Annotated in this window: 18 protein-coding genes; 6 read left to right on the top strand and 12 right to left on the bottom strand. The window is 70.3% G+C overall.

The features are described 5' to 3' along the window. The first annotated feature begins 88 nt into the window (after window positions 1-88). A complete protein-coding gene (gene bfr / locus OG828_RS35925) occupies window positions 89-565 on the top strand; it encodes a bacterioferritin (protein ID WP_328503523.1) in 477 nt (158 codons plus the stop codon). 46 nt (window positions 566-611) lie between these two features. Here bfr and OG828_RS35920 read toward each other — a convergent pair whose 3' ends face one another. Together OG828_RS35920 and OG828_RS35915 are read right to left on the bottom strand one after the other, a co-directional pair. Then, entirely contained in the window at window positions 612-854 is a 243-nt protein-coding gene (locus OG828_RS35920) for a (2Fe-2S)-binding protein (protein ID WP_328366186.1), read from the bottom strand. 151 nt (window positions 855-1005) lie between these two features. After that, window positions 1006-2358 (bottom strand): class II 3-deoxy-7-phosphoheptulonate synthase, encoded by a 1353-nt coding sequence (locus OG828_RS35915; RefSeq protein ID WP_210576159.1) that lies wholly within the window; start codon window positions 2356-2358, stop codon window positions 1006-1008. 96 nt (window positions 2359-2454) lie between these two features. On the opposite strand from OG828_RS35915, the gene OG828_RS49665 reads away from it, so the two are divergent. Together OG828_RS49665 and OG828_RS35910 are read left to right on the top strand one after the other, a co-directional pair. Then, window positions 2455-2511, top strand: a complete 57-nt coding sequence (locus tag OG828_RS49665; protein WP_073723848.1) for a trp operon leader peptide — start codon at window positions 2455-2457, stop codon at window positions 2509-2511. 98 nt (window positions 2512-2609) lie between these two features. Then, window positions 2610-4475 (top strand): anthranilate synthase family protein, encoded by a 1866-nt coding sequence (locus tag OG828_RS35910; RefSeq protein WP_328503522.1) that lies wholly within the window; start codon window positions 2610-2612, stop codon window positions 4473-4475. 50 nt (window positions 4476-4525) lie between these two features. On the opposite strand, the gene OG828_RS35905 is transcribed toward OG828_RS35910, so the two are convergent. The 4 genes from OG828_RS35905 to OG828_RS35890 form a co-directional block, all read right to left on the bottom strand. Beyond that, entirely contained in the window at window positions 4526-5554 is a 1029-nt protein-coding gene (locus tag OG828_RS35905) for a 6-phosphofructokinase (RefSeq protein WP_210576162.1), read from the bottom strand. A 108-nt stretch (window positions 5555-5662) separates the two neighbouring features. Then, window positions 5663-6343 (bottom strand): response regulator transcription factor, encoded by a 681-nt coding sequence (locus OG828_RS35900; RefSeq protein WP_328366176.1) that lies wholly within the window; start codon window positions 6341-6343, stop codon window positions 5663-5665. Next, window positions 6340-7551 carry a MacS family sensor histidine kinase gene (gene macS / locus OG828_RS35895; RefSeq protein WP_328503521.1) on the bottom strand — a complete coding sequence of 404 codons (1212 nt, stop codon included), beginning with the start codon at window positions 7549-7551 and terminating at the stop codon, window positions 6340-6342. The genes OG828_RS35900 and macS overlap by 4 nt, the downstream gene beginning before the upstream one ends. Before the next feature lie 72 nt (window positions 7552-7623). Next, a complete protein-coding gene (locus tag OG828_RS35890) occupies window positions 7624-8385 on the bottom strand; it encodes a lysophospholipid acyltransferase family protein (protein WP_328503520.1) in 762 nt (253 codons plus the stop codon). A 157-nt stretch (window positions 8386-8542) separates the two neighbouring features. Between OG828_RS35890 and OG828_RS35885 the strand changes: the two genes are divergently transcribed. Together OG828_RS35885 and OG828_RS35880 are read left to right on the top strand one after the other, a co-directional pair. Beyond that, window positions 8543-9322, top strand: coding sequence for an alpha/beta hydrolase (locus tag OG828_RS35885; protein WP_210576165.1), 780 nt, complete (start codon window positions 8543-8545; stop codon window positions 9320-9322). Further along, window positions 9315-9932, top strand: a complete 618-nt coding sequence (locus OG828_RS35880) for a hypothetical protein (RefSeq protein WP_328366167.1) — start codon at window positions 9315-9317, stop codon at window positions 9930-9932. The genes OG828_RS35885 and OG828_RS35880 overlap by 8 nt, the downstream gene beginning before the upstream one ends. 175 nt (window positions 9933-10107) lie before the next feature. On the opposite strand, the gene OG828_RS35875 is transcribed toward OG828_RS35880, so the two are convergent. The 6 genes from OG828_RS35875 to OG828_RS35850 all read right to left on the bottom strand — a co-directional run bounded on the left by OG828_RS35875 (window position 10108) and on the right by OG828_RS35850 (window position 15433). Further along, the gene (locus tag OG828_RS35875) at window positions 10108-10854 is read right to left on the bottom strand and encodes an endonuclease/exonuclease/phosphatase family protein (RefSeq protein WP_328503519.1); all 747 of its coding nucleotides are present in this window, start codon (window positions 10852-10854) and stop codon (window positions 10108-10110) included. A 137-nt stretch (window positions 10855-10991) separates the two neighbouring features. After that, window positions 10992-11945, bottom strand: a complete 954-nt coding sequence (locus OG828_RS35870; RefSeq protein WP_328366162.1) for an ROK family glucokinase — start codon at window positions 11943-11945, stop codon at window positions 10992-10994. 55 nt (window positions 11946-12000) lie between these two features. Further along, a complete protein-coding gene (locus OG828_RS35865; protein WP_328441100.1) occupies window positions 12001-12534 on the bottom strand; it encodes a DUF5304 domain-containing protein in 534 nt (177 codons plus the stop codon). Between the two features lie 59 nt (window positions 12535-12593). Beyond that, window positions 12594-13772 carry an ArsA family ATPase gene (locus OG828_RS35860; RefSeq protein ID WP_328503518.1) on the bottom strand — a complete coding sequence of 393 codons (1179 nt, stop codon included), beginning with the start codon at window positions 13770-13772 and terminating at the stop codon, window positions 12594-12596. Between the two features lie 293 nt (window positions 13773-14065). Beyond that, window positions 14066-14506 (bottom strand): SRPBCC family protein, encoded by a 441-nt coding sequence (locus OG828_RS35855; RefSeq protein ID WP_328503517.1) that lies wholly within the window; start codon window positions 14504-14506, stop codon window positions 14066-14068. A gap of 129 nt (window positions 14507-14635) precedes the next feature. Continuing rightward, a complete protein-coding gene (locus OG828_RS35850; RefSeq protein WP_328366151.1) occupies window positions 14636-15433 on the bottom strand; it encodes a metallophosphoesterase family protein in 798 nt (265 codons plus the stop codon). A gap of 253 nt (window positions 15434-15686) precedes the next feature. Here OG828_RS35850 and OG828_RS35845 point away from each other — a divergent pair, with 253 nt between their 5' ends. Next, window positions 15687-17483: an AMP-dependent synthetase/ligase gene (locus OG828_RS35845; RefSeq protein WP_328366148.1), complete on the top strand. Its 1797-nt coding sequence runs from the start codon at window positions 15687-15689 to the stop codon at window positions 17481-17483. Window positions 17484-17488: the final 5 nt, after the last annotated feature.

The raw sequence follows: 17488 nt of genomic DNA, 5'->3' as shown, positions 1-17488 counted from the left end.
TAAGTGAAGACTTACTGGACGATCTTCGTCGCCGGTGCAAGGATGCGGCGCAACCTGCCAGTTCCCCCGCTTGGAAGGAGCCTCTGCGATGCAGGGCGACCCCGAGGTTCTCGAGTTTCTGAACGAACAGCTCACCGGTGAGCTGACGGCGATCAACCAGTACTGGCTGCACTACCGGATCCAGGACAACAACGGCTGGACGAAGCTCGCCAAGTACACGCGTGAAGAGTCCATCGACGAGATGAAGCACGCGGACAAGATCACCGAGCGCATCCTCATGCTGGACGGCCTACCCAACTACCAGCGGCTGTTCCATGTGCGGGTCGGCCAGACGGTCACCGAGATGTTCCAGGCCGACCGGCAGGTGGAGGTCGAGGCGATCGACCGCCTCAAGCGGGGTATCGAGGTGATGCGCACCAAGGGCGACGTCACGTCCGCGAACATCTTCGAGTCGATCCTCGAGGACGAGGAGCACCACATCGACTATCTGGACACGCAGCTGGCGCTCATCGACAAGCTCGGCGAGGCGCTGTACATCGCGCAGCAGATCGAGCAGCCCAGCTAGCAGCGGATATCGAGCAGCCGAGTCAAAAGCAGCCCGAGCGGCCCGGCTACGCGGCTTCTTCCAGCTCTTCCAGCTCAGCGAGGACCGGCTCGCCCCGGTCGACCAGCTCACCGCGCGGGCAGGCACCCCTGCCCAGCAGTGCCTGGATCCGGCGGACGCACGACCCGCAGTCCGTGCCTGCCTTGCAGGCCGAGGCTATCTGGCGGGGGGTGCAGGCGCCGCCCTCCGCGTGCTTCTTCACCTGCGCCTCGGTCACGCCGAAGCAGTTGCAGACGTACACGCGGTTCACCTCCCGACGGGCGTTCGTAAGGTCGTGCCATCCCGATGATCGGTGAGGCTAACCTAACCTTACCCGTCGCACAGGCAGCCCAAAAGTGCTGTAGGGCGTGGATCGTATGTGATCCACGCCCTACTTCATGCCCCTGTAACAGGCGCTACCGTCACTGGTCCCTGTACATCTCGGCGACAAGGAAGGCCAGGTCGAGAGACTGGCTGCGGTTGAGGCGGGGGTCGCAGGCCGTCTCGTAGCGCTGGTGCAGATCGTCGACGAAGATCTCGTCGCCGCCGCCCACGCACTCGGTGACGTCGTCACCGGTGAGCTCGACGTGGATGCCGCCCGGGTGGGTGCCCAGGCCCTTGTGGACCTCGAAGAAGCCCTTGACCTCGTCGAGCACGTCGTCGAAGCGGCGGGTCTTGTGGCCGGAAGCCGCCTCGAAGGTGTTGCCGTGCATCGGGTCGGTCACCCAGGCCACCGTCGCACCCGACGCCGTGACCTTCTCCACCAGCTCCGGCAGCCGGTCGCGGATCTTGTCCGCGCCCATCCGCACGATGAAGGTCAGCCGGCCCGGCTCACGGTCGGGGTCCAGACGCTCGATGTACTGCAGCGCCTCCTCGGCCGTCGTGGTCGGGCCGAGCTTGATGCCGATCGGGTTGCGGATCCTCGAGGCGAACTCGATGTGCGCGCCGTCGAGCTGCCGGGTGCGCTCACCGACCCACACCATGTGCGCGGAGACGTCGTACAGCTGCCCGGTGCGCGAGTCCACGCGGGTCAGCGCCGACTCGTAGTCGAGCAGCAGCGCCTCGTGCGAGGAGTAGAACTCGACCGTCTTGAACTCCTCCGGGTCGGCCCCGCAGGCGTGCATGAAGTTCAGCGCCTGGTCGATCTCGCGCGCGAGCTGTTCGTAGCGCTGGCCGGAGGGGGACGACTTCACGAAGTCCTGGTTCCAGGCGTGCACCTGGCGCAGATCCGCGTAGCCGCCGGTGGTGAAGGCGCGGACCAGGTTGAGCGTGGAGGCGGAGGCGTTGTACATCCGCTTCAGGCGCTCGGGGTCCGGGACGCGGGCGGCCTCGTTGAAGTCGAAGCCGTTGACCGAGTCGCCGCGGTACGTCGGCAGGGTCACACCGTCACGGGTCTCGGTGTTCTTGGAGCGCGGCTTCGAGTACTGGCCGGCGATGCGGCCGACCTTCACCACGGGCACGGACGCGGCGTACGTCAGCACGGCGCCCATCTGGAGCAGGGTCTTGAGCTTGTTGCGGATCTGGTCCGCGGACACGCCGTCGAAGGCCTCGGCGCAGTCGCCGCCCTGGAGAAGGAACGCCTCTCCCTTGGCGACGGCCGCCATCCGGGCGCGCAGCTGGTCGCACTCGCCCGCGAAGACGAGCGGCGGATACGACTCGAGGTCCGCAACGACTGCGCGCAGAGCCTCAAGGTCGGGGTACTCGGGCTGCTGCGCCGCGGGCAGGTCTCGCCAGGTGTTGCCAGCGCTGGCGCTGGTCTTAGCGTTCACGGTCACGTCCTCAACATTACGGGGTCGTGTCGAGTGATTTTCGTGCGGCCCGACAGGTGAGACACCCGCACGCCCAGGCGCACGTGGGGTATTCTGCGCCCCATGTTCGCGCATTCGACCCAGACCTGGTGGTGGACCGCTCATCCGGCGGCCCACTGACTGCGCGTACGCAAAACTTCGCGAAGGCCGCCCGAGGGGCGGCCTTCGGTGTTTTCCGGCGCTGAGGTCGTCTCTCCTTCCGAGAGGGAACACGACCGATGAACCTGCTCCACCTGCTGGACGATCCCCGTCCCTTCGCCCTGCTGCGCCGCCGCACCCCGGGCCACGACCACGACACGGTCGAGGTCCTGCTCGGCCCGGTCGGCACGCACGACCGCCTCGCCGACCTCCCCGAGCACGGCCTGGCGCTCGTCCCCTTCCGGCAGATCCGCGAGCGCGGCTTCGAGGTCCGCGACGACGGGACGCCCCTGTCGGTGCTGGTGCCGGAGGAGACGTACGAGATCCCGCTCGCCGAAGCTCTCGCCCAGCTCCCGGCGCACGAGGTTCGGGTCGAGGACGGCGGCTTCGACGTGGCCGACGAGGAGTACGCGCGGATCGTGGGGCGGGTGCTGCACGAGGAGATCGGCGCGGGCGAGGGCGCCAACTTCGTCATCCGGCGGACGTACGAGGGTGAGATCCCGGGGTTCGGACGGGCCGACGCGCTGGCGCTGTTCCGGCGGCTCCTGGAGGGCGAGCGGGGCGCGTACTGGACGTTCGTCGTCCACACCGGGGACCGCACCCTGGTCGGCGCGAGCCCCGAGGTGCACGTCCGCATGTCCGGCGGCACGGTCGTCATGAACCCGATCAGTGGGACGTACCGCTACCCGGCCGAAGGCCCCACCCCCGAGCATCTGCTGGACTTTCTCGCCGACGGCAAGGAGATCGAGGAGCTGTCGATGGTCGTCGACGAGGAGCTCAAGATGATGTGCACGGTGGGCGACATGGGCGGGGTCGTCGTGGGGCCGCGGCTGAAGGAGATGGCTCATCTCGCCCACACCGAGTACGAGTTGCGCGGCCGGTCCTCGCTGGATGTGCGGGAGGTCCTGAAGGAGACGATGTTCGCGGCGACGGTGACCGGCTCGCCGGTGCAGAACGCCTGCCGGGTCATCGAGCGGCACGAGGTGGGCGGGCGGGGCTACTACGCGGGCGCGCTGGCCCTCCTCGGCAAGGACTCCGGCGGCGCCCAGACCCTCGACTCCCCCATCCTCATCCGCACCGCCGACATCGACGCCGACGGCCGGCTGCGGGTGCCGGTCGGCGCCACGCTCGTACGCGGTTCGGACCCGGCGAGCGAGGTCGCGGAGACACATGCGAAGGCCGCGGGTGTGCTGACGGCTCTGGGCGTACGTCCGTCCCGGCCGCGTGAGCGGCACGCGCGCGTGCGTCTCGCCGACGACCCACGCGTGCGTGCCGCGCTCGACGGGCGCCGGGCCTCGCTGGCGCCGTTCTGGCTGCGGATGCAGGAGCGCTCCGACGAACTCACCGGGCACGCCCTGGTCGTCGACGGGGAGGACACCTTCACGGCGATGCTCGCGCACGTGCTGCGGTCGAGCGGCCTGGAGGTGACCGTACGGCGGTACGACGAGCCGGGACTGCGGGAGGCGGTGCTCGCGCACGAGGGACCGGTCGTGCTCGGACCCGGCCCCGGTGACCCGTCCGACCTCACCGACCCCAAGATGAGCTTCCTGCGCGGCCTCACCGCCGAGGTGCTCCGCACCACCGCGAACGGCCACGGCGTGCTCGGCGTCTGCCTCGGGCACGAGCTGATCGCGGCCGAGTCGGGGCTGGAGATCGTACGGAAGGAAGTGCCGTACCAGGGGGCGCAGACGACGATCGACCTGTTCGGGCGGCCGGAGACGGTCGGCTTCTACAACAGCTTCGTGGCGCGCTGCGACGACGAGGCGTACGCGGAGCTGAGCGAGCACGGCATCGAGGTCAGCCGGGCCGCGAACGGCGAGGTGCACGCGTTGCGCGGGCCCGGGTTCGCCTCGACCCAGTTCCATCCCGAGTCGGTGCTCACACTCGACGGCACGGGGATCGTGGCGGAACTGCTCACTTCCGTGGTCGCGCTCGATCAGGCGTGACCGGCGGCTCGGTGCCGGGGCCCGTACGCCCCGGCACCGAGCCGTCGCTGTCAGCCGAAGAAGACCCCGACCTCCTCGTACAGCTTCGGGTCGACCGTCTTCAGCTTGGCCGTGGCCTCGGCGATCGGGACGCGGACGATGTCCGTGCCACGCAGGGCGACCATCTTGCCGAAGTCGCCGTCGCGGACGGCCTCGATGGCGTGCAGTCCGAAGCGGGTGGCGAGCCAGCGGTCGAAGGCGCTGGGCGTGCCGCCGCGCTGGATGTGCCCGAGAACGGTGGTGCGGGCCTCCTTGCCGGTGCGCTTCTCGATCTCCTTGGCCAGCCACTCGCCGACGCCGGACAGCCGCACATGGCCGAAGGAGTCGAGGGACTGGTCCTTGAGCACCATGTCGCCGTCCTTGGGCATGGCGCCCTCGGCGACGACCACGATCGGGGCGTACGACGCCTTGAAGCGGGACGTCACCCAGGCGCACACCTGGTCGACGTCGAAGCGCTGCTCGGGGATGAGGATGACGTTGGCGCCGCCCGCGAGCCCGGAGTGGATGGCGATCCAGCCCGCGTGCCGGCCCATGACCTCGCAGACCAGGACGCGCATGTGGGACTCGGCGGTGGTGTGCAGGCGGTCGATGGCCTCCGTGGCGATGCTGACCGCGGTGTCGAAGCCGAAGGTGTAGTCGGTGGCGGACAGGTCGTTGTCGATGGTCTTCGGGACGCCGACGCACGGCATGCCGTACTCGTCGGACAGGCGCCCGGCGACACCGAGGGTGTCCTCGCCGCCGATCACGATGAGCGCCTCGACGTCCTGCTTGGCGAGGTTCTCCTTGACGCGGCGGATGCCGTCTTCCTGCTTGAGCGGATTGGTCCGCGAGGAGCCGAGGATGGTGCCGCCGCGGGGCAGGATGCCGCGTACGGCGGGGATGTCCAGCCGGACGGTGTCGTTCTCGAGGGGACCGCGCCAGCCGTCCCGGAAGCCGACGAAGTCGTAGTGGTACTCCTGCACGCCCTTGCGGACGATCGCCCGGATGACGGCGTTGAGCCCGGGGCAGTCGCCGCCTCCGGTCAGTACTCCGACCCGCATGGAAATGTCCCTTCGCCGCGGTTGCCTGGTGAGGCAACGCTAATAGTGATCCAGGTCACCAAGGGATGGGTCGGAAGGGCAATTCCGGTGAATCAGCGGGCGGTTGGTTTACTCGTCGTCAAGTCCGCGCTCTATGGCGTACCGCACGAGTTCCACGCGATTGTGCAGCTGGAGCTTGCCGAGGGTGTTCTGCACGTGGTTCTGCACCGTGCGGTGGGAGATCACGAGGCGTTCGGCGATCTGCTTGTAGCTCAGGCCCTTGGCGACCAGCCGCAGTACCTCGGTCTCCCGCTCGGTGAGCTGCGGGGCCTTGGGGTGCTCGGTGTCCGCCGCGGCGGGCAGGGGCTCGGAGGCCAGCCGCCGGTACTCGCCGAGGACGAGTCCGGCCAGGCCGGGCGTGAACACCGGGTCGCCGACGGCCGTACGGCGCACCGCGTCGAGCAGTTCCTCGGTCGAGGCCGACTTCAGCAGATAGCCGGTCGCGCCCGACTTCACCGCCTCCAGTACGTCGGCGTGCTCACCGCTCGCGGACAGCACCAGGACACGCAACGCCGGGTTGTGGCCGACGAGTTCCTTGCAGACCTGGACGCCCGGCTTGGCGGGGAGGTTGAGGTCGAGCACCAGGACGTCCGGCCCGGCGGCCTTGGCCCGGCGTACGGCCTGGTCGCCGTCGCCCGCGGTGGCCACCACGTCGAAGCCGGACTCGCCGAGGTCGCGGGCGACGGCGTCGCGCCACATCGGGTGGTCGTCGACCACCATCACCTTGATCGGGCCCTGCCGCTCGCTCATCGCGTCCCCCCTGGGATCTTCTTCTTCGGCATCTTCAGTTCGACCTCCGTGCCCTGCCCCGGCACCGAGATCAGCTCGGCGCTGCCGCCGAGGTCCCGCAGCCGCCCCCGGATCGACAGGGCGACCCCGAGCCGCCCCTCCCCCTCGGCCTGCGCGAGCCGCCCCTCGGGGATGCCGGGCCCGTCGTCCCGTACGGTCACGACGACCTCGTCGGGCTCGTCCTCGACCAGGATCCAGGCGCGGGCGTCCTCCCCGGCATGCTTGCGTACGTTGTCCAGGGCGGCCCCTACGGCGGCGGCCAGCTCCTTCGCGGCGGCCGGCGGCAACGGCACGGGGGCGCCGGGCTCGGCGAGGCTGACGCGGGCGCCCGCGTAGGGGGCGAGCAGTGAACGCAGGTCCACCGGCCCGTCCTCGTCCGGCTCTTCGACCGTTCGTACGACCGCCCCCGCGGCGGCGTCCTCCGACACCCGGGAGACGGGCACCATGCCGCCGGAGACCAGCGTGCGCAGCGCCACCTCCTGCTCGCCCGCCATCCGGCCCAGCTCGGCCGCCTCGCCGCCGAGCACCGAGCCGCGCCGCTGCACCATCGCCAGGACCTGGAGGACGCTGTCGTGGATGTCCCGGGCGAGCCGCTCCCGTTCGCGGGTGGCGGCCTCGATCTCCAGGGCGCGGGCGAGGGTGCGCTCGGAGGCGCGGGCGACCTCGACGACGTAGCCGATGGCGATGGACGCGACCCAGACGAGGATCACGTTGTGGACGGTGTCGCGCGCGGGGGCGCCGCGGTAGATCAGGTTGGCGACGGCGACCGGCGTGGAGGCGAAGACCGCCCAGCGCCAGCCGCCCTTGATGGCGAACGCGAGCACCGACCCGGCGGTCCATATCGACGGCAGCGTCGAGCCGCCGGCTTCGATCCGCTCGGTGCTGACGGCGAGCCCGGTGAGCAGGATGCCGGTGAGCGCGATGGTGAGGTCGACGGCGAGGAACCGCTTGGTGCAGCTCGCCGCGTTCGCCACCCGGGGCAGGGTCGCGAACGTCCAGACAGACAGCACGGCGTAGTACGCGATGGCCACCCAGGGGCGGGTGAACTCGTGGTAGGACGTGGCGAACAGCCCGATCGCGTACAACAGCGTCAGGATCCGGTAGCCGGTGAGGGCACGCCACAGCGGCTGCTCGACCGACATCCGCATGACGCGCTCGCGCTTGGTCACGTGTCCCCCCTTTTTTTAGTCGTTCGCCTCCGGGGCGCTCCAGCCGGTGTCGAGAGTCCGAGACTGCCCTGCCTAGGACCCGGACTTCTCCTTCTCGGCCCGTTCCTTCTCCGCCTGCGCGAGTGCGGCCTTGGCCGCCTTCTCCGCGTCCTCGACGGCCTTGACCGCCTCGGCGATCTGGCGCTTGGCGGCGGTCGCGTAGATGTCGACGTACTCCTGGCCGGAGAGCTTCATGATCTCGTACATGACCTCGTCGGTCACCGCGCGTAGTACGAAGCGGTCGTGCTCCATGCCGCTGTACCGGCTGAAGTCCAGCGGCTTGCCGATGCGGATGCCGGGACGCATCAGCTTCGGCATCACCTTCCCCGGCGGCTGGATCTTCTCCGTGTCGATCATGGCGACCGGGATGACCGGCGCGCCGGACGCGAGCGCCACGCGCGCGAGGCCGCCGGGCTTGCCCCGGTAGAGGCGGCCGTCGGGCGAGCGCGTGCCCTCCGGGTAGATGCCGAACAGCTCACCTCGCTCCAGCACGTCGATACCGCTCTTGATCGCGGCCTCGCCGGCGCCGCGCGCACCGGAGCGGTCCACGGGGAGCTGACCGACGCCCTTGAAGAAGGCGGCGGTCATCCGGCCCTTGAGTCCGGGGGTGGTGAAGTACTCGGCCTTCGCGATGAAGGTGACCTTGCGGTCGAGGACCGCGGGCAGGAAGAACGAGTCCGAGAACGACAGGTGGTTGCTCGCCAGGATCGCGGGGCCCTCGGCGGGGACGTTCTCCAGGCCTTCCACCCAGGGCCTGAAGGCGACCTTGAGCGGTCCCCCAACAGCGACCTTCATCGTGCCGTACAACAACCGAGTGCCTCCCGTGTCCGTCGATCAGACCTTAACCCGGCGCACTGTCAATGGACCCGACGGCCCTGGTCGGTGTCAGTGCGGTCGCGTACGGTGAAGCACACCGCCTTTCTCAGACACGCTCATCGACAGGAGACCCAAGGTGCCGCTCCTCCCTGGAGCCGAGCCGTTCCGCCACGAGGGCGGGGAGGTCGGCGTCCTCCTTTGCCACGGCTTCACCGGCTCGCCGCAGTCGCTGCGTCCCTGGGCGGGGTATCTCGCCGAGCGCGGCCTGACCGTCTCGCTGCCGCTGCTGCCCGGGCACGGCACTCGCTGGGAGGACATGCAGCTCACCGGCTGGCAGGACTGGTACGCGGAGGTGGACCGCGAGCTGCGCGCCCTGCGCGAGCGCTGCACGCAGGTGTTCGTCGCGGGCCTGTCCATGGGCGGCGCGCTGGCGCTGCGGCTGGCCGCCAAGCACGGGGACGCGATCAGCGGCGTCGTGGTCGTCAACCCGGCCAACAAGGTGCACGGCCTCACGGCGTACGCCCTTCCGGTGGCCCGCCATCTCGTCCGTACGACGAAGGGGATCGCCAGCGACATCGCCCTGCCCGGCAGCGCGGAGGTCGGGTACGACAAGGTGCCGCTGCATGCCGCGCACTCCCTGCGCCGGTTCTTCCAGCTGGTCGACGGCGAACTGCCGCAGGTCACCCAGCCGATGCTGCTCCTGCGCAGCCCTCAGGACCATGTCGTGCCGCCCGCCGACTCCGCGCGGATCCTCAGCCGGGTCTCGTCGACGGACGTCCGGGAGATCCTGCTGGAACAGAGCTACCACGTGGCGACGTTGGACCACGATGCGGACCGGATCTTCGCGGAGAGCTTCGCGTTCATCGGCCGGCTCGCACCCAGTCTCGGCAAGGAAGGGACGGCCGCAGGTGGCTGAGCACGACTCCGACCGTGAGGACCGCGAGCCGGACGAGCAGGGCGTGCCCTTCGACGAGACCGCCGCCTGGGAGGCGATCGTCGCGGGGTACGGCGAGGAGCCGAAGGACCCGCCGGGTGCCAAGCCGTTCAAGTCCGTCGAGGACCTGGCGCTGCTGGAGCCGGAGACCAACGACGAGAGCGCCGAGGAGACCAAGGAATCCACGAAGGGCGCCACGAAAGGCTCCAAGGACAAGGACGGTGAGGACGAGGCGGCGAAGCCCGCCGAGCCGCTCGGCAGCTCCGTCTCCTTCGCGCCCGGCATCGGCCCCCGGGACTACACCGCGCCCGAGCCCTCCGAGGACGACTTCGAGGAGGACGACGAGGGCCACTTCGTACCGCCCGAGCCTCCGCCGCTCCCTGCCGCCGACGCCACCGCCAAGTTCGCCTGGCTCGGCGTCATCGGCGGTCCGCTTCTGCTGCTGCTCGCGGTCCTCCTCGGCTGGGAGATGACCTGGTGGCTCACCACACTCGGCATCGGCGGCTTCGTCGGCGGCTTCGCCACGCTGGTGATGCGGATGCGGACGGACGACGAGGACGACGACGATCCGGGGCGGGGAGCGGTCGTCTGACCCGCCGGGGTTCTTTCTTCCAGCTCGCCGGGATTCTGAGGGCGGCCAGGACCGGGAGATGGTCCGTGGCCGCCCTCAGGGCAGAACCTCTTTGATGCCACCCTCGCACTGCTCGGCCCCAGGGGGCCTCCCAGGCTTCGGGCGGCTGCGCCGGACTCCGTCCGACGGATGGGGCTCAGGTTGCGGGTACGCGCAATGCCGCCAGCACAGGGAGGTGATCCGTCGCGGCCCTCAGGTCTGCGTCGGTCACTCCGGGGTGGCCCGCAGGCACGCCGCAGCCCAGCACCTCGATGCCCTTCGTGGCGAAGATGGCGTCGATACGGCGGTGGGGTGCGTCGCGGATCCAGGTGTGCTCGGCGCCCCAGGGGGCGGTGGACCGGCAGTCCTGGAGGGTGTCGGTGATGCGGGTGAAGGCACGGCCCTCTGGACGTTCGTTGAGGTCACCGCCCGCGATCGCGTGGTCCACGTCCATGCCGGCGAGGCGGTCGAGGAGCATGCCGCTCTGGTCGTACCGCTCGTCCTTCTGGAGGCTGAGGTGGCAGCTGAGGACACCGACGCGGGCGCCGCCGAAGCGGACGACGGCGGTGGCGAAGCCGCGGCGGTGCTGGCCGGGGATGAGCGGGAGGAGGACGTCCTCGGTCCGCTCGACGGTGGCACGGAGGTCGCAGAGAATCGCGGGTCCGGCGGCGGTGGCTCCGCCGGTGAGGACGACGAGGTTCGCCGCGCGGGCCAAGCGGGCGAGTTTCTTGCGCCAGCGGAAGAAGCGGGGGGCTTCTTGGATCAGGACCAGGTCGGGGGCGCAGGCGGTGATCACGCGGGCGAGGGCGTCCGTGTCGTCTCGCATCGAGCGGATGTTGTAGCTCAGGACGCGGATGAGGGCGGAACCGTCGGGCTCGGTGCGGGAGTTGGGTAGCAGCGCCATGTGGATCAATTTACGCCCAGTGGGTCGGGGCGCGAGGATTGTGCGCGACTGCCGGTTCGTGGTGGCTGGTCGCGCCCACGCGGCGGAGCCGCACATCTATACAGCCCCGCGCCCCTACGGGCGTCAACGTCACGGCGTTACATGACCGGGTCGGGCTCTCTCGCCAAGTCCGCCGCGCCCACCAGCCCCGCCTTGTTCCCCAGCTGTGCCGCGATCACGTCCGCCACCGGGCGCCAGTTGCCGCCTACCAGCCAGCGCTTGTAGGACTTGCGGATGGGGTCGAGGACGAGTTCGCCCTCGTCGGAGAGGCCGCCGCCGACGATGAAGGCGGAGGGGTCGAAGAGGGAGGCGAGGTCGGCGAGGCCGGCGCCGGCCCAGCGGGCGAGCTCGCGGTAGGAGTCGACGGCGACGGGGTCGCCCTGGCGGGCGGCCATGGAGATGTGCTTGCCCTCGATGCCGTCGGGGGTGCCGTCGCCCATGCCCAGCAGGAGCTCGGCGTTCTCGGGGGTGGCGTTGGCGCGCTGCTTGGCGTACCTCACCAGGGCGCGGCCGGAGGCGTACTGCTCCCAGCAGCCCTGTGAGCCGCAGCCGCAGAGCAGCCCGTCCGGGACCATGCGGATGTGGCCGAACTCGGCGGCGACGCCGAAGTGGCCGCGGCGCAGTTTGTTGCCGATGATGATGCCGCCGCCGAGGCCGGTGCCGAGCGTGATGCAGATGACGTTGCGGTGGCCCTTGCCCGCGCCGAACTTGTACTCGCCCCAGGCGGCCGCGTTGGCGTCGTTCTCGACGACGACCGGGAGACCCACGCGGGCCTCGACCTTCTCCTTCAGCGGCTCGTTGCGCCAGTGGATGTTGGGGGCGAAGTAGACCTCGGAGCGCTGACGGTTGACGTATCCGGCGGCACCGATGCCCACGCCGACGATGTCGTGCCCGGCGCGCGCACCCTCCACGGCAGCGGCGATGGCGTCCACGATGCCTTCGGGCGTGCCCGGGGTCGGCACCTTGTGGGTCGAGAGGATGTTGCCTTCCTCGTCGACCACACCGGCCGCGATCTTCGTGCCGCCGATATCGACGCCGATGGTGAGTCCCATGAATCCCTCAGTTTCGGTCGAGCCCCGCTACGGCCAACCGTACCCGAGGGGGGCGTCAGTCCAAGTCGATGCGTTGGCCGGGGCCGGTGCCCTCGTCGGGGTCGTCGGGGTCGTCCCGGTCGGCGGACTCGTTCAGTTCGTCCATGCGGCCGGTCCAGCGCTGCTCCTGGGCCTGGACGGCGGAGCGGTAGGCGGCGAGGAGTTCGTTGCCGGCGGCCGCGAGGTGGTCGAAGACGTCCGGGTTGCGCTCGATCACGGGCTCCACCGCGGCCTTGGCCTGCTGGACGACCTGGCGCACCACCTGCTCGGCGGCGGGTCCGGCGACCGCGCCGAGCAGCGGTGACTGCAGACCGGACAGCTTGTCCGCGACGGTGTCGACGAGCTTGCGCAGTTCCTCGGCGGCCGAACCCGGAGGCGGGCCGTAGGCGGTGCGGCGGCGGGCCTTCTCCGCCGCGAGATCCTCGGCACACGCTGTCGCCCAGGCGTCGGCGTCGGTCGCGCGGACCTCGTCGACAGCTTCCCGCTCTGCGGTCTCGTACTTCTCGAGCTTCTCCTGAGCGGGGTCGGACGCGGGGCGCTCTTCGCTCATGGCGGACTCTCCTGACTACGGTTCGTCTCTACGACGTTACCCGAACGGGCGTACCGGTTTCACCGGGTCCGGGGCCATTGATCGGGGTCCGGCACGCATCGGATGCGCAGCTCGCCGTCGCGCAGGGCGGCGCCGTCGACGGTGCAGCGGCGCAGGGCGGACGGCAGCGGGAGGATACGCCGGAACTGCCCTGCGGTGACGACGAGTTCGTCGCCGCGCCGGACGAGGTCCAGGTCGTCCCGCTGGGCGCCGGGCAGCGGGATGTGCCAGACGAGGACCCGGCTGCCGCCGTCGTCGGCGAGCTGGTCGGTGACCGGCCACTCGACGGTGGAGGGGCGTGTGTTGACACCGGGGACGGTGAGGGCGGTGAGGTCGTCGCTGCCGCGCGGATCCCGTCCCAGGTGGGCGACGTTCTGGATCTCGTACGACCCCTCCCACTCCTCCAGTGCCTTGCGCTGCTGGGCGACGGGACCGGCGAGCCAGTCGTCGGCGGCGGTGTCGGGCAGGACGCGGTTGGCGACGAGGACGTCGGGGCGCAGGCCGCGCAGGGCGAGGGCGAGGGTGGCGGTGCGTACGGCGTCGGCGCCGCTCGGACCGGGCTCGGCGACCAGTCGTACGACGGTGTTCCGGTCGGCGACGACGGCCTCGACGGCGGCCAGCTCGGTGTCCCAGCGGGCGGCGGTCTCGTACAGCCACTCCGCGGGCAGGGGGACCCCGGCGAGCCGCCCCAGCACGGGGCGCAGGGCGCGGGCCGCCTGCCGTTCGGGCGGGAGGAGGCGGCGCAGGTAGCGGCGGAGCTCCTCGGGCAGCGAGAGGAGGGCCAGGGCGTCGGGGACGGCCGGGAGGTCTACGACGAGCAGTTCGTGCGCCTCCGCGAGCGCGGCGTCCCGCAGGGCACGCAGCAGCGTGAGCTCTTCCGCGCCGGGGAGGGGGTTGACTTCCTCCGGGTCCAGCCGTGAGGCGCCGAGCAGGTCGAAGGCCGCGGTCGCGCGTTCCTGGAAGGCGGCGAGGTCGTCCCGGAACGCGCCGGCGGCGTCCGGGCGCCAGGCGGTCAGGTGCGGGGCGACGCGGTTCGGGGCCGGACCGACGCTCGTCCCCAGGGCGGCCCCGAGCGTGTCCGTCCGATCGCCGCTCAGCACCAGCGTCTCGATGCCGTCGCGGGCGGCGGCGAGTGCGGTGGCGGCGGCGACGGTCGTACGGCCGCTGCCGCCCGGGCCGGTGATCAGGATGGTGCGCATGGGTTCGAACCGTAACGGACGTGACGCCCAGCCCTCGTATCAAGGGTGCCCGGCGCTGGTGCGGACCGGGGGTGGGTCGCGCGGCCCGGCGCTGACGGGATGCCGCCTGCGCCCACCCGTGCCGCCCCAGGCGGCACGCATGCCCGCAGCTTGGGCGGGCGAATGCCCGCAGTTTAGCGGAGCCGGCCCGGCGCCTGCTGGGTGGGCGCCGCCCGCTGCAACGCCCTAGGGGCGCGGGGAACTGCGCGACCAGCCCCCACTCGGCCGCAGCCCGCGCACCGCGGATGAGCCCCCTACTGCCCCGACTCCACCCTCTTCTTCAGTCCCGCCAGCGCCCTGTCCGTGATGACCTTCTCGGCCTTGCGCTTGATCATGCCGAGCATGGGGATCTTGACGTCGACGGTCAGCTGGTAGGTGACCTCGGTCGAACCCGCGCCGGCCGGCTTGAGGATGTAGGAGCCGTCGAGGGACCGCAGCATCTGGGACTTCACCAGCGTCCACGACACCTCGTGCTCACCGGTCCAGGTGTACGCCAGCGTCTGGTCGTCCTTGATCGCCCCGGCGTCCATGACCAGGCGGACCTCCTCGGCACGCCCCTGCCCGTCCGTCCGGAGGACTTCCGCCTCCTTCACCTCGCCGGTCCAGTCCGGGTAGCGGGCGAAGTCGGCGATCACCCCCATGACGTCGGCCGGTGCCGCCTCGATCGTGATGCTCGAGCTGGTGTGTTCCGCCATCGCCGTGGCTCCTCCAGATGCGGGCCGGTAGATCGTCCAGATCTCATACGCACTGTGTGTGCAGCGTGAAGGCTACCGCGCACCCGATCTGCCGACTTCACCCCCATGGCCCGCCTTGCCGGAAACCGCTCACCACTCCAGCGCCCACGGCTTCCCCGTGCCCGCGAAGTGCCCCACGTTCACGCACTCCGTCGCCCCGAGCCGCATCCGGCGGACGAGGGGTTGGTGGACGTGGCCGAACAGGGCGTAGCGCGGCCTGGTACGGCGGATCGCCGCCAGCAGCGCCCGGCTGCCGCGCTCGAAACGTCGCGCCACGGTGTCGTAGACCAGCTCGGGGACCTCCGGAGGGATGTGCGTGCAGAGCACGTCCACCTCCCCCACCGCCTCGATCTTCGCCGCGTATTCCTCGTCGCTGATCTCGTACGGCGTGCGCATGGGCGTGCGGAGTCCGCCGCCGACGAAGCCGAAGACCCGGCCGCCGATCTCCACCCGCTCCCCGTCGAGGACGGTCGTGCCCGGCCCGGCGTACTCGGCCCACAAAGGCGGCATGTCGACATTGCCGTAGGTCGCGTACGTCGGCGTCGGGAACACCGCGAACATCTCGGCGTACTGCTTGCGCACCGCCTTCTCGATCGCGGCGGCGCGGTCCCCGCCGATGCCCGCCCACAGGCTCGCCCCGAACTCCCGTGCCTCCTCGAAGCGCCGGGCGGTGCGCAGCTCGACGATGCGGTCGGCGTTCTCCACGCCGAACAGGTCGGGGAAGATACCGCGCGAGTGGTCGGCGTAGTCGAGGAACAGCACCAGGTCGCCGAGGCAGATCAGGGCGTCCGCACCGTCACCGGCTCTGGCCAGGTCACGGACGTTGCCGTGCACGTCACTGACCACATGAATGCGTGCCCTGCGGTTACCGGGTCGTGAGGGTGCCATGGCGATCAAGGGTAGGCCTGTGCGATGTACGTGAACAGTGCAGGCTGGACCTGCGGTTACTGGCACGGCATCAGAACCGTGAACTACTGTGCAAGAAGGAACACCAATCTGTGTGACGCAGCGAACATCTCGCCGGGACCCCCTGTCGAAGAAGCCATACCGGCGGGTAACGTCCGGGCAGTCCACTAGTACTCAGGGTTTCAATCATCGAGTACAACGTCGTGGCGCCGGCGCCCTATGAGGAGCAGCAGTCTTGCGCGAGTTCAGCCTTCCGGCTCTGTACGAAGTCCCTGCGGACGGCAATCTCACCGACATCGTCCGTAGAAACGCCGCGCAGCATCCCGACGTCGCCGTGATCGCCCGCAAGGTGGGCGGTGTGTGGCAGGACGTGACGGCCACCGCCTTCCTGGCGGAGGTGCACGCGGCCGCCAAGGGCCTGATCGCGTCCGGTGTGCTGCCGGGTGACCGGGTCGGCCTGATGTCCCGTACCCGCTACGAGTGGACGCTGCTCGACTTCGCGATCTGGTGCGCGGGCGCGGTCACCGTGCCGGTGTACGAGACCAGTTCGCCGGAGCAGACGCAGTGGATCCTCGGTGACTCGGGCGCCACGGCCTGTGTCGTGGAGACGGACAGCCACGCGGCCGCCGTCGAGTCGGTGCGCGACCGGCTGCCCGCTCTGAAGCACGTCTGGCAGATCGAGGCCGGCGGGGTCGAGGAGCTGGGCCGGCTCGGGCAGGACGTGTCCGACGAGACGGTCGAGGAGCGCGGTTCGCTGGCGAAGGCCGACGACCCGGCGTCCATCGTGTACACGAGCGGCACCACCGGGCGGCCCAAGGGCTGTGTGCTCACCCACCGCAACTTCTTCGCCGAGTGCGGGAACATCGTGGAGCGGATGCGGCCTCTCTTCCGCACCGGCGAGTGCTCCGTCCTGCTCTTCCTCCCGCTGGCGCACGTCTTCGGCCGGCTCGTGCAGGTCGCGCCGATGATGGCGCCGATCAAGCTGGGCAACGTCCCCGACATCAAGAACCTCACCGACGAGCTGGCCTCGTTCCGGCCGACGCTGATCCTGGGCGTGCCGCGCGTCTTCGAGAAGGTCTACAACAGCGCACGCGCCAAGGCGCAGGCGGACGGCAAGGGCAAGATCTTCGACAAGGCCACGGACACCGCGATCGCGTACAGCAAGGCGCTGGACACCCCGTCGGGCCCGTCGCTCGGCCTGAAGATCAAGCACAAGACCTTCGACAAGCTGGTCTACAGCAAGCTGCGCGCGGTGCTCGGTGGCAAGGGTGAGTACGCCATCTCCGGCGGCGCCCCGCTGGGCGAGCGCCTGGGCCACTTCTTCCGCGGCATCGGCTTCCCGGTCGTGGAGGGCTACGGCCTGACCGAGTCCTGCGCCGCGACCACCTTCAACCCCTGGGACCGGCAGAAGATCGGCACGGTCGGCCAGCCGCTGCCGGGCTCCGTGGTGCGGATCGCGGACGACGGTGAGGTGCTGCTGCACGGCGAGCACATCTTCACGGAGTACTGGAACAACCCGGGCGCGACCGAGGAGGCGCTGGCCGACGGCTGGTTCCACACCGGGGACATCGGCACCCTCGACGAGGACGGCTACCTCCGGATCACCGGCCGCAAGAAGGAGATCATCGTCACCGCGGGCGGCAAGAACGTCGCCCCGGCCGTGATCGAGGACCGGATCCGCGCGCATGCGCTGGTCGCGGAGTGCATGGTGGTCGGTGACGCGCGGCCGTTCGTCGGCGCGCTGATCACCATCGACGAGGAGTTCCTGGGCCGCTGGGCGGCCGAGCACGGCAAGCCTGAGGGCTCCACCGCGGCGTCGCTGCGTCAGGACCCGGATCTGCTCGCGGAGATCCAGAGCGCTGTCGACGACGGCAACGCCGCGGTGTCGAAGGCGGAATCGGTGCGGAAGTTCCGCATTCTGTCCTCCCAGTTCACCGAGGATTCGGGCCACCTGACGCCGTCGCTGAAGCTCAAGCGCAATGTGGTGGCGAAGGACTACGCGGACGAGATCGAGGCCATCTACCAGAAGTAGACCGG

Origin of the sequence: Streptomyces sp. NBC_00457, assembly GCF_036014015.1 — a bacterium.
Lineage (GTDB): Bacteria > Actinomycetota > Actinomycetes > Streptomycetales > Streptomycetaceae > Streptomyces.
The sequence above is the reverse complement of the archived record's forward strand: the minus strand, read 5'-3'. Positions and strand labels throughout refer to the sequence as shown.